The 22,280-nt window shown below is 69.8% G+C and carries 17 protein-coding genes; 13 read left to right on the top strand and 4 right to left on the bottom strand.

The features are described 5' to 3' along the window. Positions 1-74: 74 nt before the first annotated feature. From ACFWUQ_RS08200 to ACFWUQ_RS08185, 4 genes are all read right to left on the bottom strand, one after another. Entirely contained in the window at positions 75-848 is a 774-nt protein-coding gene (locus ACFWUQ_RS08200; RefSeq protein WP_384534546.1) for a succinate dehydrogenase/fumarate reductase iron-sulfur subunit, read from the bottom strand. Continuing rightward, complete coding sequence (locus tag ACFWUQ_RS08195; protein ID WP_384534545.1) at positions 845-2,770, bottom strand: fumarate reductase/succinate dehydrogenase flavoprotein subunit; 1,926 nt, start codon at positions 2,768-2,770, stop codon at positions 845-847. Before ACFWUQ_RS08195 ends, ACFWUQ_RS08200 begins: the two co-directional genes overlap by 4 nt. 1 nt (position 2,771) lies before the next feature. After that, complete coding sequence (locus tag ACFWUQ_RS08190; protein WP_384534542.1) at positions 2,772-3,596, bottom strand: hypothetical protein; 825 nt, start codon at positions 3,594-3,596, stop codon at positions 2,772-2,774. 105 nt (positions 3,597-3,701) lie between these two features. Beyond that, positions 3,702-3,932, bottom strand: a complete 231-nt coding sequence (locus ACFWUQ_RS08185) for a hypothetical protein (protein ID WP_384534540.1) — start codon at positions 3,930-3,932, stop codon at positions 3,702-3,704. A 350-nt stretch (positions 3,933-4,282) separates the two neighbouring features. On the opposite strand from ACFWUQ_RS08185, the gene ACFWUQ_RS08180 reads away from it, so the two are divergent. The 13 genes from ACFWUQ_RS08180 (at position 4,283) to ACFWUQ_RS08120 (ending at position 22,075) form a co-directional block, all read left to right on the top strand. After that, a complete protein-coding gene (locus ACFWUQ_RS08180; protein WP_384534538.1) occupies positions 4,283-6,697 on the top strand; it encodes an ABC transporter family substrate-binding protein in 2,415 nt (804 codons plus the stop codon). A gap of 368 nt (positions 6,698-7,065) precedes the next feature. After that, positions 7,066-8,970 (top strand): translational GTPase TypA, encoded by a 1,905-nt coding sequence (gene typA, locus ACFWUQ_RS08175; RefSeq protein ID WP_384534535.1) that lies wholly within the window; start codon positions 7,066-7,068, stop codon positions 8,968-8,970. Between the two features lie 464 nt (positions 8,971-9,434). Beyond that, a complete protein-coding gene (locus tag ACFWUQ_RS08170; RefSeq protein WP_384534532.1) occupies positions 9,435-11,054 on the top strand; it encodes an ABC transporter substrate-binding protein in 1,620 nt (539 codons plus the stop codon). 96 nt (positions 11,055-11,150) lie between these two features. Beyond that, positions 11,151-12,098, top strand: coding sequence for an ABC transporter permease (locus ACFWUQ_RS08165; RefSeq protein ID WP_384534530.1), 948 nt, complete (start codon positions 11,151-11,153; stop codon positions 12,096-12,098). Next, the gene (locus tag ACFWUQ_RS08160) at positions 12,091-13,050 is read left to right on the top strand and encodes an ABC transporter permease (RefSeq protein WP_384534528.1); all 960 of its coding nucleotides are present in this window, start codon (positions 12,091-12,093) and stop codon (positions 13,048-13,050) included. Before ACFWUQ_RS08165 ends, ACFWUQ_RS08160 begins: the two co-directional genes overlap by 8 nt. A 13-nt stretch (positions 13,051-13,063) precedes the next feature. Then, on the top strand, positions 13,064-14,119 hold the full coding sequence (locus ACFWUQ_RS08155) for an ABC transporter ATP-binding protein (RefSeq protein ID WP_384534527.1): 1,056 nt from the start codon (positions 13,064-13,066) through the stop codon (positions 14,117-14,119). Then, on the top strand, positions 14,112-15,164 hold the full coding sequence (locus tag ACFWUQ_RS08150) for an ABC transporter ATP-binding protein (RefSeq protein WP_384534524.1): 1,053 nt from the start codon (positions 14,112-14,114) through the stop codon (positions 15,162-15,164). Before ACFWUQ_RS08155 ends, ACFWUQ_RS08150 begins: the two co-directional genes overlap by 8 nt. Positions 15,165-15,341: 177 nt before the next feature. Beyond that, a complete protein-coding gene (locus tag ACFWUQ_RS08145; protein WP_384534521.1) occupies positions 15,342-16,310 on the top strand; it encodes a GNAT family N-acetyltransferase in 969 nt (322 codons plus the stop codon). Between the two features lie 108 nt (positions 16,311-16,418). Then, the gene (locus tag ACFWUQ_RS08140; RefSeq protein WP_384534518.1) at positions 16,419-18,047 is read left to right on the top strand and encodes an ABC transporter substrate-binding protein; all 1,629 of its coding nucleotides are present in this window, start codon (positions 16,419-16,421) and stop codon (positions 18,045-18,047) included. Positions 18,048-18,077: 30 nt separating this feature from the next. Continuing rightward, positions 18,078-19,001 (top strand): ABC transporter permease, encoded by a 924-nt coding sequence (locus ACFWUQ_RS08135; RefSeq protein WP_384534515.1) that lies wholly within the window; start codon positions 18,078-18,080, stop codon positions 18,999-19,001. Continuing rightward, complete coding sequence (locus tag ACFWUQ_RS08130) at positions 18,994-20,028, top strand: ABC transporter permease (RefSeq protein WP_384534513.1); 1,035 nt, start codon at positions 18,994-18,996, stop codon at positions 20,026-20,028. The genes ACFWUQ_RS08135 and ACFWUQ_RS08130 overlap by 8 nt, the downstream gene beginning before the upstream one ends. Before the next feature lie 12 nt (positions 20,029-20,040). Further along, the gene (locus tag ACFWUQ_RS08125; protein WP_384534510.1) at positions 20,041-21,015 is read left to right on the top strand and encodes an ABC transporter ATP-binding protein; all 975 of its coding nucleotides are present in this window, start codon (positions 20,041-20,043) and stop codon (positions 21,013-21,015) included. Continuing rightward, entirely contained in the window at positions 21,008-22,075 is a 1,068-nt protein-coding gene (locus ACFWUQ_RS08120; RefSeq protein WP_384534508.1) for an ABC transporter ATP-binding protein, read from the top strand. Before ACFWUQ_RS08125 ends, ACFWUQ_RS08120 begins: the two co-directional genes overlap by 8 nt. Positions 22,076-22,280: the final 205 nt, after the last annotated feature.

Genomic DNA, 22,280 nt, shown 5'->3' with positions numbered 1-22,280 from the left:
CTTCTCGGCGAAATCACAATTCGGAGAGTATGGGGGCATTCCTCCCCTCGCACCCGGAGCCGCCCGCCGCCCGCCTACCGGGCCGAACGGCGGCCGATCCTGCTGCCCAGCCAGACCAGCGGGTCGTACGTGCGGTCCACCGCCCGCTCCTTCAACGGGATCAGCGCGTTGTCCGTGATCTTGATTCCCTCGGGGCAGACCTCCGTGCAGCACTTGGTGATGTTGCAGTAGCCCAGCCCGTGCTCCTCCTGGGCCGTGCGCTTGCGGTCCAGCCCCGCCTCCGCCGCCGCGTCCAGGGGGTGCATGTCCAGCTCGGCCACCCGCATCAGGAAGCGCGGCCCCGCGAAGGCCTCCTTGTTCTCCTCGTGGTCACGCACCACGTGGCAGGTGTCCTGGCACAGGAAGCACTCGATGCACTTGCGGAACTCCTGTGAGCGCTCCACGTCCACCTGCTGCATCCGGTACGCGCCCGGGGCCACCCCCTCCGGCGGCACGAAGGCCGGCACCTCGCGCGCCTTGCGGTAGTTGAAGGACACGTCCGTGACCAGGTCGCGGACGACCGGGAAGGCGCGCAGCGGAGTGATCGTGATCGTCTCGGCCCGCTCGAAGGTCGACATCCGCGTCATGCACATCAGCCGGGGCCGGCCGTTGACCTCGGCGCTGCACGAGCCGCACTTGCCTGCCTTGCAGTTCCAGCGCACCGCGAGGTCCGAGGCCTGCGTCGCCTGGAGCCGGTGGACGATGTCCAGCACCACCTCGCCGTCGTGCACCTCGACGGTGAAGTCCCGCAGTTCCCCGCCCTCGGCGTCGCCCCGCCAGATCCGGAAGCGTGCGTCGTAGGTAGTCACTCGTAGAGCTCCTCTTCGGCGAGGTACTTGACCAGCTCTTCCTTGTCGAACAGCGCGAGCAGGTCGGGGCGGATGGGCTCGGTGCGGGTCCGGACCAGGGCGATCCGGTCGGCCGCGGGGTCGGACGGCGCCGGCTCCACCGGCCGGCACAGCAGGTTCACCGGCCGCCAGCTGCGCTCCATCGACGGGCGGTCCTCCCGGGTGTGGCCGCCGCGGCTCTCGGTGCGCTCCAGTGCCGAGCGGGCCACGCACTCGCTGACCAGCAGCATGTTCCGCAGGTCCAGCGCCAGGTGCCAGCCCGGGTTGAACTGGCGGTGCCCCTCGACGCCGGCCCGCGCGGCCCGCTCCCGCAGTCCTGCCAGCTTCTCCAGGGCCTGCGCCATCTCGCCCTCGCGCCGGATGATGCCCACCAGGTCGTTCATGGTGGTCTGGAGCTCCTGGTGCAGGGTGTACGGGTTCTCCGCGCCCTCGGCGGCATGGAACGGAGCCAGCGCCTCCGCGGCCGCTTCGTCGATCTGCGCCGGGGACACGGCCGGGCGGTCGGCCGACGAGGCCGCGTACCCGGCGGCGTGCAGCCCGGCCCGCCGGCCGAAGACCAGCAGGTCGGAGAGGGAGTTCCCGCCGAGCCGGTTCGAACCGTGCATGCCGCCCGCGACCTCGCCGGCCGCGAAGAGTCCCGGCACCCCGACGGTGGCGGCGGTGTCGGAGTCGACGGCGATCCCGCCCATCACGTAGTGGCAGGTGGGGCCGACCTCCATCGGCTCCGCGGTGATGTCCACGTCCGCCAGCTCCTTGAACTGGTGGTACATCGACGGGAGCCGCCGCTTGATCCGCTCGGCCGGCATCCGTGTGGACACGTCCAGGAACACCCCGCCGTGCGGGGAGCCCCGGCCCGCCTTCACCTCGGCGTTGATGGCCCGCGCCACCTCGTCGCGCGGCAGCAGTTCGGGCGGACGCCGGTTGCGGTCCGGGTCCTCGTACCAGCGGTCGCCCTCCTCCTCGGACTCCGCGTACTTCTCCTTGAACACGTCCGGGACGTAGTCGAACATGAACCGCTTGCCCTCGCTGTTGCGCAGCACTCCGCCGTCGCCGCGCACCGACTCCGTGACGAGGATGCCCTTCACGGACGGCGGCCAGACCATGCCGGTGGGGTGGAACTGGACGAACTCCATGTTCAGCAGCGGGGCGCCCGCGAGCAGGGCCAGCGCGTGCCCGTCGCCCGTGTACTCCCAGGAGTTGGACGTGGTCTTGAAGCTCTTGCCGATCCCGCCCGTGGCCAGCACGACCGCCGGGGCCTCCAGGACGAAGAAGCGGCCGGACTCGCGCTCGTAGCAGAAGGCGCCGGACACGCGGGACTCCGTGTCGGAGCCGCTGCCGGAACCGGTTTTGAGGACCCTGGTGACGGTGCACTCCTGGAAGACCTTGAGCCGGGCCTCGTAGTCCCCGTACCGCGCGAAGTCCTCCTGCTGCAGGGCCACGATCTTCTGCTGGAGGGTGCGGATCAGCTCCAGGCCGGTGCGGTCGCCCACATGCGCCAGACGCGGGTACTCGTGCCCGCCGAAATTGCGCTGGGAGATCCTCCCGTCGGGCGTCCGGTCGAAGAGGGCGCCCCAGGTCTCCAGCTCCCAGACCCGGTCCGGGGCCTCCTTCGCGTGCAGCTCGGCCATCCGCCACTGGTTGAGGAACTTGCCCCCGCGCATGGTGTCCCGGAAGTGCACCTGCCAGTTGTCGCCCTCGTTGACGTTGCCCATGGAGGCGGCGATCCCGCCCTCCGCCATCACGGTGTGGGCCTTGCCGAAGAGGGATTTGCAGATCACGGCGGTACGCGCGCCCTGTTCGCGTGCCTCGATCGCGGCCCGCAGGCCGGCGCCGCCCGCACCGACCACGACCACGTCCCACTGCTGCCGGTCGACTTGAGCCATGTCAGAAGATCCTCGGGTCGGTGAAGGCGCCGGTGGCCAGCAGGTAGACGTAGAGGTCGCACGCGGCGACGCTGATCAGCGAGGCCCACGCGAGCCGCATGTGGCGGGTGTTGAGCCGGCTGACCCACCCCCACAGCCGGTAGCGCACCGGGTGCTTCGAGAAGTGCCTGAGCCGGCCGCCCATGATGTGCCGGCAGGAGTGGCAGGACAGCGTGTAGGCCCAGATCAGCACGGCGTTGACCAGGAACAGCAGCGTCCCGAGGCCCATGTGGCCCCACTCGTAGTGCTCGTCGCGGAAGGTCAGCACCGTGTCGTAGGTGAGGATGCCCGCGACCGGGACCGCCGCGTAGAAGAAGTACCGGTGCATGTTCTGGAAGACCAGCGGGAAACGGGTCTCGCCGGTGTACTTCGTGTGCGGCTCGGCGACGGCGCAGGCGGGCGGCGACGCCCAGAACGCCCGGTAGTAGGCCTTGCGGTAGTAGTAGCAGGTGAGTCGGAAGCCGAGCGGGAAGACCAGGATGAGCAGGGCGGGGGACAGGCCCCACCAGCTGCCGACGAGGTCCCAGTTGGGGCCGCCGCGCATCTCCTGGCAGTTCTCGGCGAGGCAGGGGGAGTAGAACGGGGAGACGTACGGGGCCGCGTAGTAGTCGGCGTTCGCGAAGGCCCGCCAGGTCGAGTACACGATGAAGGCGAGCAGCCCGGCCGCGGTGCCGGCGGGGGCCAGCCACCACCGGTCGGTCCGCAGGTGCCTGGCAGTGATCGCGGCCCGGGAGGCGTCGTGGACGCCGCCGGGCCGCCGCTGGGGTCGTTCCGTGCCTGTGGCCAAAGGGGACTCCGGGTGGAGTGATGAGGGGTGGCCCAGGAGGCCCGGCCGCGTGGGCGGCCGGGCCCGATGGGTGGCGCGTGGACGTCGGGGCCGGGACCTGCCCCGTCAGGGGGCGCGACGGTCGCGGGCGCCCAGGCCCTCGTCGTCCGAGTCGGTCCACAGCGTGCTGTCGTACGGCGTGTCCGGGACGGTCACCATCCGGACCGGCGCCGGCTCGGGCCCCGGTGCGGCGGCCGCCGGTCTCCTGCCGCCGGCCTCCCGCTCCAGTCGCTCGACCGTGCGCGTCAGCTCGTCCAGGTGGCGCCGTACGGCGTCCAGCTCGTCTTGCAGGGACATGATCCGCCCTCACTTCCGCGGGGGGTGCGGTGGCAACGCTCATGTGCGCCTGCGAGTGTCGCGCCTCACATCCCCGGTTGTGAAGGGACGCGCAGCTATTGCGGGCGCGCAGGCCTGAATCGTGCGCCCCTCCCCACCCCCCATTCTCAGCCACCCTCCGAGGAATCGGCCAACGGCCGCGCGAGCGGCATTGGTCCGCACGGGTGGGGTTCGCGGCGTGGCGCGAACCGGCTGCGGGGGGTGCGGCGGGGCTTCGCTTTCAGTGGGTTTCCGGCAACCGGTGTGATCAGCTCCATATAGCGCCGGACGTGATCATGCTTCCCCCACGCCCCGCCCCGGAGGTACCACCCATGTCCCAGAGAAGGCGCAGGTCCTTGGCGCTCCTGACCTCGGGAGTCCTCGCGCTGCCGCTGCTCACGGGCTGCGGCGCGGGTGACGACGAGGGCGGTCCGGCCGCGGCCGGACCGGACATCGCGACGACCGCCCGCGACAGGGTCGCCGACGGGGGCGTGCTGCGCTGGGCCGTGGACGCCCTCCCCCAGACGCTGAACACCTTCCAGGCCGACGCCGACGCCGCGACGGCGCGGATCGCCGGGGCCGTGCTGCCGCACCTGTTCGTCCTGGACGCCAAGGGGCGCCCCGTGGCCGATCCGGACTACCTGGAGAAGGCCCGGATCGTCGAGCGGGAGCCCAAGCAGGTCGTCCTGTACAAGCTGAACCAGCAGGCGGTGTGGAGTGACGGCCGCGAGATCGGCGCCGCCGACTTCGTCGCGCAGTGGCGGGCGCTGAGCGGCAAGGACTCGGCGTACTGGACCGCGCGCAACGCGGGCTACGAGCGGATCGAGAAGATCGAGCGGGGCAAGACGGACCTGGAGGTCAAGGTCACCTTCGCCAAGCCCTACGCCGACTGGCGCTCCCTCTTCAGCCCGCTCTACCCCAAGCAGGTCACCGGCACCCCGGACGCCTTCAACGAGGGCGCCCGGGGCACCCTCAAGGCCACCGCCGGCCCCTTCGCGCTCGGGGCGGTCGACAAGAAGACCGGCACCGCGACCCTGACCCGCAACCCGCGCTGGTGGGGGCGGCCCGCCAAGCTGGACACGCTGGTGCTGGCGGCGGTGCCCCGGGCCGAACGGCCGTCGGCGCTCGCCGCGGGCCGCGTCGACCTGGCGGAGATCGACCGCAACGGCGCCGAGCGGATCGCCCTGGCCCGCCGCGAGGCCGCGAAGCGGGGCGCCGCGGGCGCGGGCGGGGCGCCCGCCCACGGGCCGGGCGCCGCGCTGACGCCCGCGCAGGCCACGCTCTCCTGGGCCGTCGCCTTCGGCGCGGACGAGGACAAGGCCGAGGCGGAGAGGGAGAAGCGCCGCAAGCACGTCGAGTCGGTGAAACGCTACGCCGACGAGCAGGCCGCCCTGCGGACCTTCACGGTCCGCAAGTCCCTGGAGCCGGCCTACACCCAGCTCGCCCTGAACGGGGCCTCCGGACCGCTGGCGGACGAGCGCGTGCGCCGGGCCGTGGCCCGCGCCCTGGACCGCAAGGCGCTGGCCGACATCGTGCTCAAGCCGCTCGGCCTGCCCGCCAAGCCGGTCGGCAGCCATGTGGCGCTCGCCGGGCAGCAGGCGTACTCCGACAACAGCAACGCCCTCGGCGGCCAGGACGCCCGGGCGGCCCGCGCGCTGCTCGCGGACGCGGGCTGGCGCCCCGGCGGCAGGATCACCGAGCCCGCCGGCGCCAAGGCGGGCCCGGAGGCCGAGGACGGGGCGCAGGACGACGGCAAGACGCCGTCCGGGCCGGGCACCGGCAACGACGGCCTCTACATCGTCGGCCAGGACGACGGGCGCAACGGCGACCTGCGCTCGGCGACCGCGAACCTCTCGCCGGCGGCCCGCGCCGCCGCGGCCGCCGGCGTACGGGGCGCCCGCGCCGAGGACCCCGCCGGGGCACACCTGCCCGGCGGACCGGCCCACCCCGACGGCGAGATCGTCGACGCCGACGCCTTCGCCCCGGGCGCCCGGCCGGAGCCCGTCTCGCCGGTCCTGGCCCCGGCCCCCTTCGCGGCCGAGCAGAAGGCCGCCCTCCTCGCCCAGGCCGACGCGGCCGACGGCGCCGACGACGGCAAGCGCGCCCCGGCCCGCGACGGGGAGTCCGCGGAGCCGACGAAGGGCACCCCGGCCCCGGCCGAGCGGGCGGCCCGTACGTCCGGCGCCATGCTGGCCAAGGACGGAAAGGCGCTGAACCTGCGCTTCGTCCTCCCGGCGGGCCCGGGCTCGGAGTCGCTGCGCGCGGTCGGCGAGAGCATCAGCCAGATGCTCCGGAAGGTCGGCGTGCGGACCGAGATCACCAAGGTGGCCGACGACAGCTTCTTCAAGGACCACATCGCGTCGGGCCAGTACGACCTGGCGCTCTACTCCTGGCCCGCGAGCGCCTACCCGGCCACCGACGCCCGCCCCATCTTCGCCAAGCCGGAGCCGGCCGCCGACGGCTCGCTCCTCGTCGAACAGAACTACACCCGGGTCGGCACCGACCACATCGACCAGTTGTTCGACCAGGCCGTGGGTGAGCTGGACGAGGAGCAGTCCCGCGAGCTGGTCCGCAAGGCGGACGCCCGGATCTGGGCCGCCGCCGGGTCGATCCCCCTCTTCCAGCGGCCGGAGCTGGTGGCCGTCAAGCCCGCCCTGGCCAACGCCGGAGCCTTCGGCCTGGGCGCCCCCCGCTACCAGGACATCGGCTGGAAGAAGGCGCGGGCCGCCAAGGGCGGGAAGAAGTAGCGCGCAGGAGGAGTGCCGCGGCAGGAGAAGTGCGGCGGGAGAAGAAGTGGTGACAAAGGGGGGACTGTCAGGTTGACGCGCGGGTCACAACCTCAGAAGTGACTCAAGTTCCTTGCCCGCCGGATCCCCGGCGGGCAAGGTCGTTCCTACCCATTGACCCGTGTGAATACTGGTCGGACCGAGGGCTCGCACACCCCACCCCGCGCGTGCCCCTCCTCAGTCGTCCGGCCCCTTGACAGACCCCCCGGCAGGCGGTTCCCGCTGCGCGACGTACCATGGGGTAAGGCCGTGGCAGGTTTTCCGCCCGGTCGAGGCGCGCGTGCCGGACCGTACGCGACGCCATCCACGATCCCGGGAGAAGCGCCGAAGTGCCCACGCGCCACGACATCCGTAACGTCGCCATCGTCGCCCACGTCGACCATGGCAAGACGACCATCGTCGATGCCATGCTCAAGCAGGCCGGTGCCTTCGCCGCCCACCAGCACCTCGACGACCGCATGATGGACTCGAACGACCTGGAGCGTGAGAAGGGCATCACGATCCTCGCCAAGAACACGGCGGTGAAGTACCACCCCAAGGACGGGGGGGCCCCGATCACGATCAACATCATCGACACCCCCGGCCACGCCGACTTCGGTGGCGAGGTCGAGCGCGGTCTGTCGATGGTGGACGCCGTCGTCCTGCTGGTGGACGCCTCCGAGGGTCCGCTGCCCCAGACCCGTTTCGTCCTGCGCAAGGCCCTGCAGGCGAAGATGCCGGTCATCCTCTGCATCAACAAGACCGACCGCCCGGACTCCCGGATCGACGAGGTCGTCAACGAGACGTACGACCTCTTCCTGGACCTGGACGCGGACGAGGACCAGATCGAGTTCCCGATCGTCTACGCCTGCGGCCGTGACGGCGTGGCCTCGCTGACCAAGCCGGAGGACGGCACCGTCCCCGCGGACAGCGACAGCCTGGAGCCGTTCTTCTCCACCATCCTGGAGCACGTCCCGGCCCCGGTGTACGACGAGGAGGCCCCCCTCCAGGCGCACGTCACCAACCTGGACGCCGACAACTTCCTCGGTCGTATCGCGCTGGTCCGCGTCGAGCAGGGCGAGCTGCGCAAGGGCCAGACGGTCGCGTGGATCAAGCGTGACGGCACGATCTCCAACGTCCGCATCACCGAGCTGATGATGACCGAGGCGCTCACCCGCAAGCCGGCCGAGGTGGCGGGCCCGGGTGACATCTGCGCGGTCGCCGGTTTCCCCGACATCATGATCGGCGAGACCCTGGCCGACCCGGAGAACCCGATCGCGCTTCCGCTGATCTCGGTGGACGAGCCGGCGATCTCCATGACCATCGGTACGAACACCTCCCCGATGGTCGGCCGCGGCGGCAGCGGCAAGGGCGCGGACGCCAAGTCCGCGGTCAAGGACCGCAAGGTCACCGCCCGCCAGGTCAAGGACCGCCTCGAACGCGAGCTGGTCGGCAACGTCTCGCTCCGTGTCCTCGACACCGAGCGTCCCGACGCCTGGGAGGTCCAGGGCCGCGGTGAGCTCGCGCTCGCCATCCTGGTCGAGCAGATGCGCCGCGAGGGCTTCGAGCTGACCATCGGCAAGCCGCAGGTGGTCACGCAGGAGATCGACGGCAAGGTCCACGAGCCGGTCGAGCGCATGACGATCGACGTCCCCGAGGAGCACATGGGCGCGGTCACGCAGCTCATGGGCGTCCGCAAGGGCCGGATGGACAACATGTCGAACCACGGCTCCGGCTGGGTCCGCATGGAGTTCGTCGTCCCGTCGCGCGGCCTCATCGGCTTCCGTACGGAGTTCCTGACGGGCACGCGCGGCACCGGCATCGCCCACTCGATCCACGAGGGCCACGAGCCGTGGTTCGGCCCGCTGGTGACCCGCAACAACGGTTCGCTGGTCGCGGACCGCGCGGGTTCGGTCACGCCGTTCGCGATGATCAACCTGCAGGAGCGCGGTGTCCTGTTCACCGAACCCGGCACCGAGGTGTACGAGGGCATGATCGTCGGCGAGAACTCGCGCTCCGACGACATGGACGTGAACATCACCAAGGAGAAGAAGCTCACCAACATGCGTGCGGCTTCGGCGGACAACACCGAGAACGTGGTGCCGCCGCGCAAGCTCTCCCTGGAGCAGTCCCTGGAGTTCTGCCGCGACGACGAGTGCGTCGAGGTGACCCCGGAGGCTGTCCGCATCCGCAAGGTCGTCCTGGACCAGAAGGAGCGCTCGCGCACCGCGTCGCGCGCCAAGTCCGGCAAGTAGCGAAACCCGGTCCGCCCGAGCGCAGCGGGGGCGGCCGGCCGACGCCCGGTGCGTTGGCTGAAACACCGTGGAACACAGCAGCCCCTCCCGTCACGTACACCGTGGCGGAGAGGGGCTGTTCGCTTGTGTCAAGCGGATTATTGCGTTCAGGTGTCCGCATACCGACCGTGACACTCCGGAAGGTGAGCTAACCGTCCGTTTCGCACGTGTCTGTCTCCTATCCGTTTGTCCGGATATCGGGTTTTCGCCGTGCGGTGATGTTGTGAAAACGAGACCACTTAAGTGTGGTTTACGGTCTGGGCGTCCCTGAGGATGGCTCCATTGAGCTCGGGTCAATGGGTCACGCGCTGTGGGGAGCGCCGACTCACGAGCACACACGATGGGGCCGGAATTCGCTGTCAGGGGTGTCAGCGATCACCGGGCCCTTCACGTATCGACAGTGACTCCTGAGGAGGCAATTACCCATGCGCGGAGCAACGAGCGCCAAGTGGGTCGCGGGTGCCGTCATCGTGGCGATGGCAGCCACGGCTTGTGGTACCGGCAAGGACGACAGCGGCAGCAAGGCCGGCGGAAGCATCACGGTGGTGCTCGGCGAGCCGCAGCACGGCCTGGTGGGTCAGAACACCGCCGAGTCCGAGGGTGCCGAGGTGCTCAACGCCCTCTTCACCGGCCTGGTCCAGTACGACAACAAGACCAACGAGCCGCAGCTCGCGGTCGCCGAGTCCATCGAGACCACGGACTCCAAGGTCTGGACGATCAAGCTCAAGGACGGCTACACCTTCCACAACGGCGAGAAGGTCGACGCTCAGTCGTTCGTCCGCGCCTGGAACTGGGGTGCCAACCAGGCCAACGCCGCCGAGTCGCTGCCCTTCTTCGACAAGATCGAGGGCTCCGAGGAGCTGGCGCCGGGCAAGGACAAGCAGCCCACGGCCACCGAACTCAAGGGCCTCAAGGTCGTTGACGAGAAGACCTTCACCGTCACGCTGAAGAACCCCTTCTCGCAGTTCAAGACCATGCTGGGCTACAACGCCTTCTACCCGCTGCCGAAGGCGTTCGAGGCCGACCCGAAGAAGTTCGGCGAGGCCCCGATCGGCAACGGCGCCTTCCAGATGGACGGCGCCTGGGAGCACAACAAGCAGATCAAGATCAAGCGCTACGACAACTACGGTGGCGAGAAGGCGAAGCTTGAGGGCGTCACCTTCAAGATCTACGACAACCTGGACACGGCGTACAACGACCTGCGCGCCGACACCCTCCAGATCGTCGACAAGCTCCCCGTCTCGGCGCTGGCCACCGTCTCCCAGGAGTTCGGCGACCGCTACCTGTACAAGCCGGAGTCGGGCGTCGGCTACATCGGTCTCCCGCTGAAGACGAACCCCGAGGCGTTCGGCAAGGTGGAGGTCCGCAAGGCCATCTCCATGGCCATCGACCGGGACGCCATCACGAAGACCATCTTCAACGGCACCCGCAAGCCGGCCGACGACTTCATCAGCCCCATCATCCCGGGTTACCGCAAGGGCGCCCTCGGCGAGGTCGGTACGTACAACCCGACCAAGGCCAAGGAACTCTGGACCCAGGCGGGCGGCGTTCCGGGCAACAAGATCGAGCTCGGCTACAACGCCGACGGCGGCCACAAGGAGTGGATCGAGGCCGTCGCCAACCAGCTGAAGCAGACCCTCGGCGTCGAGGTCACCGCCAAGCCCTTCACCAAGTTCGGCGACATGCTGACCGAGCTCGGCGACCAGAAGTACAAGGGCGGCTTCCGCATGGCGTGGTCCATGGACTACCCGGCCGCGGAGAACTACCTGCGTCCGATCTTCTCGAAGAACGCGATCGACCACGGCTCCAACTACGGCGCCTACGTCAACGAGGAGTTCGAGACCCTGATGGACCAGGCCGACAAGACCGCTGACGCGGCCGAGGCCATCAAGCTGTACCAGAAGGCCGATGACGTGATCATCAAGGACCTTCCGTACATCCCGGTCTTCACCTACATGTCTTCTTCGGCCTACTCCAAGTCCGTGAAGAACGTCGAGATCGACGCCCAGGGCCGCATGGACCTGGCCAAGGTCGAGCTCAACTAACACCCCTCTTCACGTCAAGGGGACACCGGGGGCGGGTGGGCGGAATCAGGTTTCCGCCCACCTGCCCCTTCCCCCTGTTCTTCCGCTGGAGGTCTGATGGGCCGCTACCTCATCCGCCGACTCATACAGGCGATCCCTGTGCTGCTCGGCGCCACGCTTCTGATCTACACGCTGACCTTCTACATGCCGGGTGCTGATCCGATTCAGCTCCTCGCGGGCGACAAGAAGGCCGACCCGCTCGTCGCCGCGATGCTGCGCGAGAAGTACAACCTCGACGACCCGTTCCTGATCCAGTACTGGAACTACATCAGCGGCGTCTTCCAGGGCGACCTCGGCGAGACCCTCAACGGCCGCAAGGTGGCCGACCTGATCAGCGAGGCGTTCCCGTACACGGTGAACCTCGGTCTGATCGCCTTCGCCATCGAGGCCGTCGTCGGCGTACTCGCCGGCGTCATGGCCGCGCTGCGCCGCGGCAAGTTCCTCGACCAGCTGGTGCTGCTGTCCACCCTGATGGTCATCTCCATCCCCGTCTTCGTCACCGGCTTCGTGCTGCAGCTGACGCTCGGCGTGGAGGCCAAGGAGGCCTGGGGGATGGACTTCTTCCCCGTCTCCTTCAACGAGGCCGACGGCATCCGCGCCTACCTCCTCCCCGCGTTCGTCCTCGCCTCCACGTCCCTCGCGTACGTGGCCCGGCTGACCCGGACGAGCCTGATGGAGACGATGCGCGCCGACTACGTGCGCACCGCCACCGCGAAGGGCCTGCCCCGCCGCCGCGTCGTCATGAACCACGCGCTGCGCAACGCCCTCATCCCGATCGTCACCTTCCTCGGTGCCGACCTGGGCGGCCTCATGGGCGGCGCGGTCATCACCGAGCGCATCTTCAACATCCACGGCCTCGGCGGTCTGCTCGCCCAGTCCGTGTACCTCAAGCAGGGCGCCGTCGTCGTCGGCGGTGTGACGCTCCTGGTCCTCATCTACCTCGTCGCGAACCTGCTCGTGGACCTGCTGTACGCCGTGCTCGACCCGAGGATCCGCTATGCGTGACACAACTACGGTGGGGGATGAGTTGACCGACACCCGGACCGCCGAAGCCACCCCCGCGGGCCCCAAGGTCTCCGGTCGCCGTGCCCCGAAGAAGAAGGACCGCGAGGCCAGCCTCTGGTCGGACGCGCTCCAGGACCTGCGCCGCAACCCGATCTTCCTGATCGGCTCCGTGCTGGTGCTGTGCATGCTGGTCATCTCGGCCGTGCCGTCGCTCTTCACCTCCGGCAGCCCCTTCGACGCCGCCGCGTGCACCCTGCAGAACTCGCTGAAGACCCCGAGCGCGGACCACTGGTTCGGCTTCGACATCCAGGGCTGCGACGTCTACACGCGTACGGTGTGGGCCGCCCGCAACTCTGTGATCGTGGGCGTGGTGACCACCTCGCTGGTGATCCTCTTCGGCGGCGGCCTCGGCCTGCTGGCCGGCTGGCTCGGCGGCATCACGGACAGCGTGCTGTCCCGCTTCGCCGAGATCTTCTTCGCCGTCCCGCTGCTGCTCGGCGGAATGCTGATCATGTCCGCGCTGCCCGGCAACGCCTGGACGGTCTCGCTGGTGCTGGCCACCCTCGGCTGGCCGCAGATCTTCCGCATCATGCGGTCCTCGGTGCTGCAGAACAAGAACAACGACTACGTGGTCGCCGCGCGCGCCCTCGGTGCCGGTTCCTGGCGCATCACCGTCCGGCACATCCTGCCGAACGCCATCGCTCCCGTCATCGTGGTCGGCGCGATCAGCCTGGGTGTGTACATCTCCGCCGAGGCGGCCCTGTCCTACCTCGGTATCGGGGTCCAGCCCCCGGAGATCTCCTGGGGCCTGATGGTCAGCGACGCCTCCGTCCGCTGGCTCCAGGCACCGCACGTGCTGCTGTTCCCGGCCGCCGCGCTGAGCATCACGGTGCTCGCGTTCATCATGGTCGGCGACGCGGTACGCGACGCCCTCGACCCGAAGCTGCGCTGAGGAAGGGCGTACGTTGACCATCATCGACAAGACCTCGAACGTCCCCGCCCCGCGCTCGGCGCCGGAGGGGATCCCCCTGCTCGAAGTGCGCGACCTGCACGTCGAGTTCCACACCCGCGACGGTGTCGCCAAGGCCGTCAACGGTGTCTCGTACTCCGTGAACGCGGGCGAGACCCTCGCCGTCCTCGGCGAGTCCGGCTCGGGCAAGTCCGTGACGGCGCAGGCCATCATGGGCATCCTCGACATGCCCCCGGGCAAGATCCCGCACGGCGAGATCCTGTTCCAGGGCCGCGACCTGCTGAAGATGCCGGCCGAGGAGTTCCGCAAGGTCCGCGGCCAGAAGATCGCCATGATCTTCCAGGACGCGCTCTCCTCGCTGAACCCGGTGCACACCGTGGGCGCCCAGCTCGGCGAGATGTACCGCGTGCACCGCGGCATGTCCAAGAAGGACGCCACGGCCAAGGCCATCGAGCTCATGGACCGGGTGAAGATCCCCGCCGCCAAGGCGCGCGTGGGCGACTACCCGCACCAGTTCTCCGGCGGTATGCGCCAGCGCATCATGATCGCCATGGCGATGGCCCTGGAGCCCGACCTGATCATCGCGGACGAGCCCACCACGGCTCTCGACGTGACGGTCCAGGCGCAGGTCATGGACCTGCTCTCGGAGCTCCAGCGCGAGATGAACATGGGCCTGATCCTGATCACCCACGACCTCGGCGTCGTCGCCGACGTCGCGGACAAGATCGCCGTCATGTACGGCGGCCGGATCGTCGAGAACGCCCCGGTCCACGAGATCTACAAGCACCCGGCGCACCCGTACACCCGCGGTCTGCTGGACTCGATCCCGCGCCTGGACCAGAAGGGCCAGGACCTCTACGCGATCAAGGGCCTGCCGCCCAACCTGCTCAACATCCCCTCGGGCTGCGCCTTCAACCCGCGCTGCCCCAAGGCGCAGGACATCTGCCGCACCGACGTGCCGGTCCTGCACCGCGTGACCGAGCGGGACGGCACCGAGCTGCCCGGCCGCGGCAGCGCGTGCCACTTCTGGAAGGAGCAGATCCATGGCTGAGCTCACCGAGAACACCACCGAGCGCGAGCCGATCCTCCAGGTCCGCAACCTGGTCAAGCACTTCCCGCTGACCCAGGGCATCCTGTTCAAGAAGCAGGTCGGCGCGGTCAAGGCGGTCGACGGCATCTCCTTCGACCTGTACCGGGGCGAGACCCTCGGCATCGTCGGGGAGTCCGGCTGCGGCAAGTCCACCGTCGCCAAGCTGCTGATGAGCCTGGAGAAGGCCACCGCCGGCGAGGTCTTCTACAAGGGCGAGGACATCACCAGGCTGTCGGGCCGGGCCCTCAAGGCCGTCCGCCGCAACATCCAGATGGTGTTCCAGGACCCGTACACCTCGCTGAACCCGCGGATGACGGTCGGCGACATCATCGGCGAGCCGTACGAGATCCACCCCGAGGTGGCCCCCAAGGGCGACCGGCGCCGCAAGGTCCAGGAGCTCCTGGACGTGGTGGGCCTGAACCCGGAGTACATCAACCGCTACCCGCACCAGTTCTCCGGCGGCCAGCGCCAGCGCATCGGCATCGCCCGCGGCCTCGCGCTCAACCCGGAGATCATCATCTGCGACGAGCCGGTCTCCGCGCTCGACGTCTCGGTGCAGGCCCAGGTCATCAACCTGATGGAGAAGCTCCAGGACGAGTTCGACCTGTCCTACGTCTTCATCGCGCACGACCTGTCGATCGTCCGGCACATCTCGGACCGCGTGGGCGTCATGTACCTCGGCAAGATGGCCGAGATCGGCACCGACACCGAGATCTACGAGCACCCGACGCACCCCTACACCCAGGCGCTGCTGTCGGCCGTCCCCGTCCCGGACCCCGAGGTCCGCGAGGGCCGCGAGCGGATCATCCTCACCGGCGACGTCCCGTCCCCGGCCAACCCGCCGTCGGGCTGCCGCTTCCGCACCCGCTGCTGGAAGGTCCAGGACAAGTGCGCCACCGAGGAGCCGCTGCTGGCGATCCCGGAGCGCTTCAAGGGCCAGGACACCTTCGCCGCGCACGAGTCGGCGTGCCACTTCGCGGAGGAGAAGGCCATCCTGGCCGTCTGATCCCGCGAGACCCGCGAGACCCGCGAGACCCCTGAAGCCCGGGGCGCCCGCGGCCGGAATCCACCGGCCCGGGAGCCCCGGGCTTCCGCGCGCCCCGGGCCCGGCAGCGCCCGTACGCGGCCCCCGGACGGCCAAAGGCTGTTGCGCCCCTCTCGCGCGCGCGAGGACAGTGGCCCGATGACCGAAGCACCGTACGACCGCCGGGGCCCCCAGCTGACCGTCCGGCCCGCCGGACCGGGGGACGCGGCCGACATCTGCGCCCTGCTCAACGCCGTGGACGTCGCCGAGATCGGCCGCCCCGAGACCGACCTGGGCACCGTCGAGGCCGACCTCAACCGCTTCGACACCGACCTGGCCGCCGACTCCTGGCTCGCCTTCGAGGGCAGCCGGCTCGTCGCCTACGCCCTCGTCTGGGCCGACTCCGGTCCGGGCCGCGTCGACGGGGACCACTACGTCCTGCCCGGCCGTCCGCGCGCCGCCCTGCGGCTGCTGGAGCTGATGGAGCACCGCGCCCGCGAACTCGCCGCCGGGACGCCCTCCGCGGCGCTGCGGATCCAGCTCAACGTGAGACCCACCCTCGACCTCTCCCTCCTCACCGGGCGCGGCTACCGGGGCGTCCGCCGCTACCAGGTCATGACCCGCGCCCTGTCCCCGGCGGCCGGCCTCCCGCCCGCGGGCCGGCCCCCGCTCGGCCTGGTTCTGCGCCACTGCGGCGACGACGAGGCCGACCGACGCCGCGCCCACGCCCTGGTGGAGCAGACCTTCGCCGGGCACTTCGGCCATGCGGTCCGCGCGTACGAGCCCTGGCTGGAGCACCTCGACGCCCGCGCGCTCGACTGGTCCCTGGTGTGGATCGCGAGCACCCCGGCCGGCGGCGACGTGGCCGTCATGCTCACCCGCGACGACCGGACGAGCATGGGGTGGATCAGCCACCTCGGCGTACGGGAGGACCTGCGCGGACACGGCATCGGCGGCCACCTGCTGCGCCACGGCTTCGCCGCCTACGCGGCCCGCGGCCGGGACACCCTGGGCCTCGGCGTGGACACCCACAACGAGACCGGCGCGCTGGCGCTCTACGAGGCGCACGGAATGGCCCTGCACTACGCCGTCGACACCTGGGAGCTGGCTTTGCACCCGCAGGGGTGACAGGCGACTGACGCAGGAGTGCAATCGGTCCAACCAGGAGTGTGCGGGACCCCTCATAGGGTGACATTGGCCCCTAAGTGAGTCTTGGGATCCCATAGGAGGCACTCCATGCGCGGAGCCACCCACGCCAAGTGGGCCGCATGTGCGATGGCCGTCGCCCTCGGGGCGACGGCCTGCGGCGGCGGGAGCGACAGCGGTGGGGGCGGCGACGCGGGGATCATCAGCTCCTCGTGGGGTGACCCGCAGAACCCGCTGGAGCCCGCCAACACCAACGAGGTGCAGGGCGGCAAGGTCCTCGACATGCTCTTCCGGGGACTCAAGCGGTACGACCCGAAGACCGGCGAGGCCAAGGACATGCTCGCCGAGAGGATCGAGACGACGGACAGCCAGAACTTCACCGTCACGGTGAAGGAGGGCTGGACGTTCAGCAACGGCGAGCCCGTCACCGCGCAGTCCTTCGTGGACGCCTGGAACTACGCGGCCGACGTGCGCAACAAGCAGAACAACGCGCCCTTCTTCTCCGACATCGTGGGCTACGACGACCTGCACCCGGCGTCGGGCGACCCCAAGACCAAGACGATGTCCGGGCTGGTCGTCAAGGACCCCAGGACCTTCACCGTCGCCCTGAAGGAGAAGTTCTCCACCTGGCCCGAGACCCTCGGCTACCAGGCCTTCTCCCCGCTGCCGAAGTCCTTCTTCACCGACCACGCGGCCTGGCTGGACAAGCCCGTCGGCAACGGCCCCTACACGGTGGACTCGTACACCAAGGGCACCGGCATGAAGCTCCGCGCGTGGGACGGCTACCAGGGCGCGGACAAGGCGCAGAACGGCGGCGTCGACCTCAAGGTCTACACCGACAACAACACCGCCTACACGGACCTGATCTCCGGCAACCTCGACCTCGTCGACGACGTCCCGGCGCAGCAGCTCAAGAACGTCAAGAACGACCTGGGCGACCGCTACATCAACCAGCCGGCCCTCATCATCCAGACCCTCACCTTCCCGCTGTACGACCCCCGGTGGGGCAAGGAGGGCATGGAGAAGGTCCGTCGGGGCATCTCGCGGGCCATCAACCGGGACGAGATCACCAAGCAGATCTTCCGGGAGACCCGCACCCCCGCCAAGGACTGGACCTCGCCCGCCCTCGGGGACAAGGGCGGCTTCTCCGCCGAGGCCTGCGGCGACGCCTGCGTCTACGACCCGGTCGAGGCCAAGAAGCTCATCCAGGAGGGCGGCGGCCTCCCCGGCGGCAAGGTCACGCTGACCTCCAACGTGGACACCGGCTCGCACCGGGACTGGATGGACGCCGTCTGCAACAGCGTCAACAACGCCCTGGGCGAGGGCCCGGTCTGCACGGTCAACCCGGTCGGCACCTTCGCCGACTTCCGCAACCAGCAGAGCAGCTTCAAGCTGACCGGCCCCTTCCGCTCCGGCTGGCAGGCCGACTACCCCCTGATCCAGAACTTCCTGGAGCCGCTCTACTACACCGGCGCCTCCTCCAACTACGGGAAGTTCAGCAACAAGGACTTCGACAAGCTCATCGACGACGCCAACCAGGAGAGCGACGCCGCCAAGGCCACCGCGATCTTCCAGGACGCGGAGAAGATCCTCGCCGAGCAGATGCCGTCCATCCCGCTCTGGTACCAGAACGGCAGCGCCGGCTACTCCGAGCGGATCTCGGACGTGAGCCTCAACCAGTTCAGCGTGCCGGTGTACGACCAGATCAAGGTCAGCTGACCTCCGTACGGATCGAACCTGGAGCAGTCCATGGGACGTTATGTGATCCGGCGGCTGCTCCAGATGATCCCGGTGTTCATCGGCAGCACGTTCCTGATCTTCTTCATGGTGTACGCGCTCGGCGACCCGGTCGCCGCGCTCTTCGGGGACAAGGCGCCCGACCCCGCCACCGCCGCCCGCATCCGCAAGGACCTCTATCTCGACCAGCCCCTGTGGAAGCAGTACCTCCACTACATGGGGCAGATCTTCCAGGGCGACTTCGGCACGGCCTTCAACGGGCAGAGCGTCACCTCGCTGATGGCCTCGGCCTTCCCGGTGACCCTGCGCCTGACCGTCGTCGCGATCGTCATCGAGATCATCGTCGGCATCACCCTCGGCGTCGTCAGCGGACTGCGCCGAGGCAGGGCCGTCGACACCTCCGTGCTCGTGCTCACCCTGGTCGTCATCTCCGTGCCCACCTTCGTGACCGGCTACCTCCTGCAGTTCCTCTTCGGCGTCCAATGGGGCTGGGTCCGGCCCACCGTCTCCCCGGACGCCTCCTTCGGCGAGCTGATCCTGCCCGGCATCGTGCTCGCCCTCGTCTCCCTGGCGTACGTCACCCGGCTGTCCCGCACCTCGATCGCCGAGAACGTCAAGGCCGACTACGTACGCACCGCCGTGGCCAAGGGCCTGCCGCGCCGCCGGGTCGTCACCAGGCACCTGCTGCGCAACTCCCTGATTCCGGTGGTCACCTTCATCGGCACCGACATCGGCGCCCTGATGGGCGGCGCCATCGTCACGGAGCGGATCTTCAACATCCACGGTGTCGGCTACCAGCTCTACCAGGGCATCCTGCGCAACAACGCCCCCACGGTGGTCGGCTTCGTGACCATCCTCGTCATCGTCTTCCTGGTGGCGAACCTGCTCGTCGACCTGCTCTACGCGGTCCTGGACCCGAGGATCCGTTATGCCTGACCCCGAGCGTCCCGACGGCCCCGGCGGCTACGACCCCGTGGGCCCCCGCCCGCACGAGGCGATCTCACCGACCGGCCAGGGGGGAGCCATGGACCTCGCGCTGGAGGAGGCCGAGAGCCTGGAGAAGGACCCCGGAGCGGGCGCCCCCGGCGAGGGACGCCCCTCGGCCGCGGCCGGCGGACGGGCGCGCTCCCTGTGGTCCGACGCCTGGCACCAGCTGCGCCGCAACCCCGTCTTCATCGTCTCCTCGCTGATGATCCTGTTCCTCGTCGTCATCGCGATCTGGCCCCAGCTCATCGCCGACGGGGACCCGCTCCAGTGCGACCTGTCCAAGTCGCAGCAGGGCTCCGCCCCCGGCCACCCCTTCGGATACGACACCCAGGGCTGCGACGTGTACACCCGTACCGTCTACGGGGCCCGGGCCTCGATCACCGTGGGCGTCTGCGCCACCCTCGGCGCGGCCCTCCTCGGCTCCGCGCTCGGCGGGCTCGCCGGCTTCTTCGGCGGCTGGGGCGACGCCCTGCTCTCCCGGGTCGCCGACATCTTCTTCGGCATCCCGGTCATCCTCGGCGGCCTGGTCTTCCTGTCCGTCGTCACCAGCACCACCGTCTGGCCCGTGGTCGGATTCATCGTGCTGCTCGGCTGGCCGCAGATCGCGCGCATCGCCCGCGGTTCGGTGATCACCGCCCGGGAGCACGACTACGTCCAGGCCGCCCGCGCGCTGGGCGCGGGCAACGGCCGGATGCTGCTGCGGCACGTGGCACCCAACGCCGTGGCCCCCGTCATCGTCGTCGCCACCATCGCGCTCGGGACGTACATCGCGCTGGAGGCCACCCTGTCCTTCCTCGGCGTGGGCCTGCGCCCGCCCACCGTCTCCTGGGGCATCGACATCTCCAACGCGGCCTCGCAGATCCGCAACGCCCCGCACATGCTGCTCTACCCGGCGGGCGCGCTCAGCCTCACCGTGCTCGCCTTCATCATGCTCGGCGACGCGGTGCGCGACGCCCTCGACCCCAAGCTGCGCTGAGGAGCCCCGCACATGCTGCTCGAAGTCCGCGACCTGCACGTGGAATTCAAGACGCGCGACGGAGTCGCGAAGGCGGTCAACGGCGTCGACTACGCGGTGGACGAGGGTGAGACCCTCGCCGTCCTCGGCGAGTCCGGCTCGGGCAAGTCGGTGACCGCGCAGGCCGTGATGGGCATCCTGGACACACCGCCCGGCCGGATCGCGGGCGGCGAGATCCTGTTCAAGGGCCGGGACCTGCTGACGATGAAGGAGGACGAGCGCAGGAAGATCCGCGGCGCCGACATGGCCATGATCTTCCAGGACGCGCTCTCCGCACTGAACCCCGTACTGAGCGTCGGCGCACAGCTCGGCGAGATGTACGAGGTCCACCGCGGCATGTCCCGCAAGGACGCCCGGGGCAGGGCGGTCGAGCTGATGGACCGGGTGAAGATCCCGGCGGCCAAGCAGCGGGTGGGGGACTACCCGCACCAGTTCTCCGGCGGTATGCGCCAGCGCATCATGATCGCGATGGCACTGGCCCTGGAACCCTCGCTGATCATCGCGGACGAGCCGACCACGGCTCTGGACGTCACCGTCCAGGCCCAGGTGATGGACCTGCTGGCCGAGCTCCAGCGCGAGCTCCGCATGGGCCTGATCCTGATCACCCACGACCTCGGCGTCGTCGCCGACGTGGCCGACAAGATCGCCGTGATGTACGCGGGCCGGATCGTCGAGGCGGCCCCCGTCCACGAGATCTACCGGGCGCCCGCCCACCCGTACACCCGCGGCCTGCTGGACTCGATCCCGCGCCTGGACCAGAAGGGCCAGGAGCTGTACGCGATCAAGGGCCTGCCGCCCAACCTGCTCGCCATCCCGCCCGGCTGCGCCTTCAACCCGCGCTGCCCCATGGCGCGCACCGCCTGCCGCGCCGAGATCCCGCCCCTGGAACGGGTCGCCGAGGCCCGCAGCAGCGCCTGCTTCTTCTGGAAGGAGTGCCTCCATGCCTGAGTCCCTTCTCGCGGTGCGGGACCTGGTCAAGCACTACCCGCTGACCCAGGGAGTCGTCCTCCGCAAGCAGATCGGCGCGGTCAAGGCCGTCGACGGGGTCACCTTCGACCTGCGCGCCGGCGAGACCCTCGGCATCGTCGGGGAGTCCGGCTGCGGCAAGTCCACCGTCGCCAAGCTGCTGGTGAACCTGGAGCGGCCGACCGCCGGGGCGATCCGCTACAAGGGCGAGGACATCACCAGGCTGTCGGGCCGGGCCCTCAAGGCCGTCCGCCGCAACATCCAGATGGTGTTCCAGGACCCGTACACCTCGCTGAACCCGCGGATGACGGTCGGCGACATCATCGGCGAGCCGTACGAGATCCACCCCGAGGTGGCCCCCAAGGGCGACCGGCGCCGCAAGGTCCAGGAGCTCCTGGACGTGGTGGGCCTGAACCCGGAGTACATCAACCGGTACCCGCACCAGTTCTCCGGCGGCCAGCGCCAGCGCATCGGCATCGCCCGCGGCCTGGCCCTGCGCCCCGAGGTCATCGTCGCGGACGAGCCGGTCTCGGCGCTCGACGTGTCGGTGCAGGCCCAGGTCATCAACCTGATGGAGAGGCTCCAGGACGAGTTCGACCTGTCCTACGTGTTCATCGCGCACGACCTGTCGATCGTCCGCCACATCTCCGACCGGGTCGGCGTGATGTACCTGGGCCGGATCGTCGAGATCGGTACGGACACCGAGATCTACGACCACCCGACGCACCCGTACACCCAGGCGCTGCTGTCCGCCGTGCCGGTACCCGACCCGTCCGCCCGGGAGGGCCGCGAGCGGATCATCCTCACCGGCGACGTCCCCTCCCCGGCCGACCCGCCGTCGGGCTGCCGCTTCCGTACCCGCTGCTGGAAGGCCGAGCCGCGGTGCGCGGCGGAGGTGCCGCTGCTCGCGGTGCCGGCGTTCCTCCCCGCGGGCCCGGCGGCCCATCCGTCGGCCTGTCACTTCGCGGCCGAGAAGCAGGTGGTGCCGCAGACCGCGCCGCCCCCGTCCCCGCCGCCCGTCGCGCCGGCGAAGGACGGCTGACCGGCCTCCCGCTGACCGGCTATTTCCAGCCACCCCGGGCGAAGGAGACCGGATGCGGTCCCCGCGTCCCACCCGCACCGAACTCCGTTTACACAGGGGCAACTTGACCGTTTCTGCCCCGAGATCTGCGACGGGCAGCCTGGAGGCAGTGCGGCCGTGCGGGTGCCGACAGCCGGCCGGAGGGGCGTACAGCCCGTCCGGCCGG

It is taken from the genome of Streptomyces sp. NPDC058662 (assembly GCF_042716255.1).
Taxonomy (GTDB): Bacteria; Actinomycetota; Actinomycetes; order Streptomycetales; family Streptomycetaceae; genus Streptomyces.
This window is presented reverse-complemented; position numbering and strand designations above follow the sequence as displayed.

What these genes read in the sequence shown, in the direction of transcription:
- ACFWUQ_RS08195 (WP_384534545.1), bottom strand. Translation starts at nt 2,770, where the DNA reads ATGGCTCAAGTCGACCGGCAGCAGTGGGACGTGGTCGTGGTCGGTGCG.
- ACFWUQ_RS08160 (WP_384534528.1), top strand. Translation starts at nt 12,091, where the DNA reads ATGCGTGACACAACTACGGTGGGGGATGAGTTGACCGACACCCGGACC.
- ACFWUQ_RS08125 (WP_384534510.1), top strand. Translation starts at nt 20,041, where the DNA reads ATGCTGCTCGAAGTCCGCGACCTGCACGTGGAATTCAAGACGCGCGAC.
- ACFWUQ_RS08185 (WP_384534540.1), bottom strand. Translation starts at nt 3,932, where the DNA reads ATGTCCCTGCAAGACGAGCTGGACGCCGTACGGCGCCACCTGGACGAG.
- ACFWUQ_RS08150 (WP_384534524.1), top strand. Translation starts at nt 14,112, where the DNA reads ATGGCTGAGCTCACCGAGAACACCACCGAGCGCGAGCCGATCCTCCAG.
- ACFWUQ_RS08120 (WP_384534508.1), top strand. Translation starts at nt 21,008, where the DNA reads ATGCCTGAGTCCCTTCTCGCGGTGCGGGACCTGGTCAAGCACTACCCG.
- ACFWUQ_RS08180 (WP_384534538.1), top strand. Translation starts at nt 4,283, where the DNA reads ATGTCCCAGAGAAGGCGCAGGTCCTTGGCGCTCCTGACCTCGGGAGTC.
- ACFWUQ_RS08165 (WP_384534530.1), top strand. Translation starts at nt 11,151, where the DNA reads ATGGGCCGCTACCTCATCCGCCGACTCATACAGGCGATCCCTGTGCTG.
- ACFWUQ_RS08140 (WP_384534518.1), top strand. Translation starts at nt 16,419, where the DNA reads ATGCGCGGAGCCACCCACGCCAAGTGGGCCGCATGTGCGATGGCCGTC.
- ACFWUQ_RS08135 (WP_384534515.1), top strand. Translation starts at nt 18,078, where the DNA reads ATGGGACGTTATGTGATCCGGCGGCTGCTCCAGATGATCCCGGTGTTC.
- ACFWUQ_RS08145 (WP_384534521.1), top strand. Translation starts at nt 15,342, where the DNA reads ATGACCGAAGCACCGTACGACCGCCGGGGCCCCCAGCTGACCGTCCGG.
- ACFWUQ_RS08130 (WP_384534513.1), top strand. Translation starts at nt 18,994, where the DNA reads ATGCCTGACCCCGAGCGTCCCGACGGCCCCGGCGGCTACGACCCCGTG.
- ACFWUQ_RS08170 (WP_384534532.1), top strand. Translation starts at nt 9,435, where the DNA reads ATGCGCGGAGCAACGAGCGCCAAGTGGGTCGCGGGTGCCGTCATCGTG.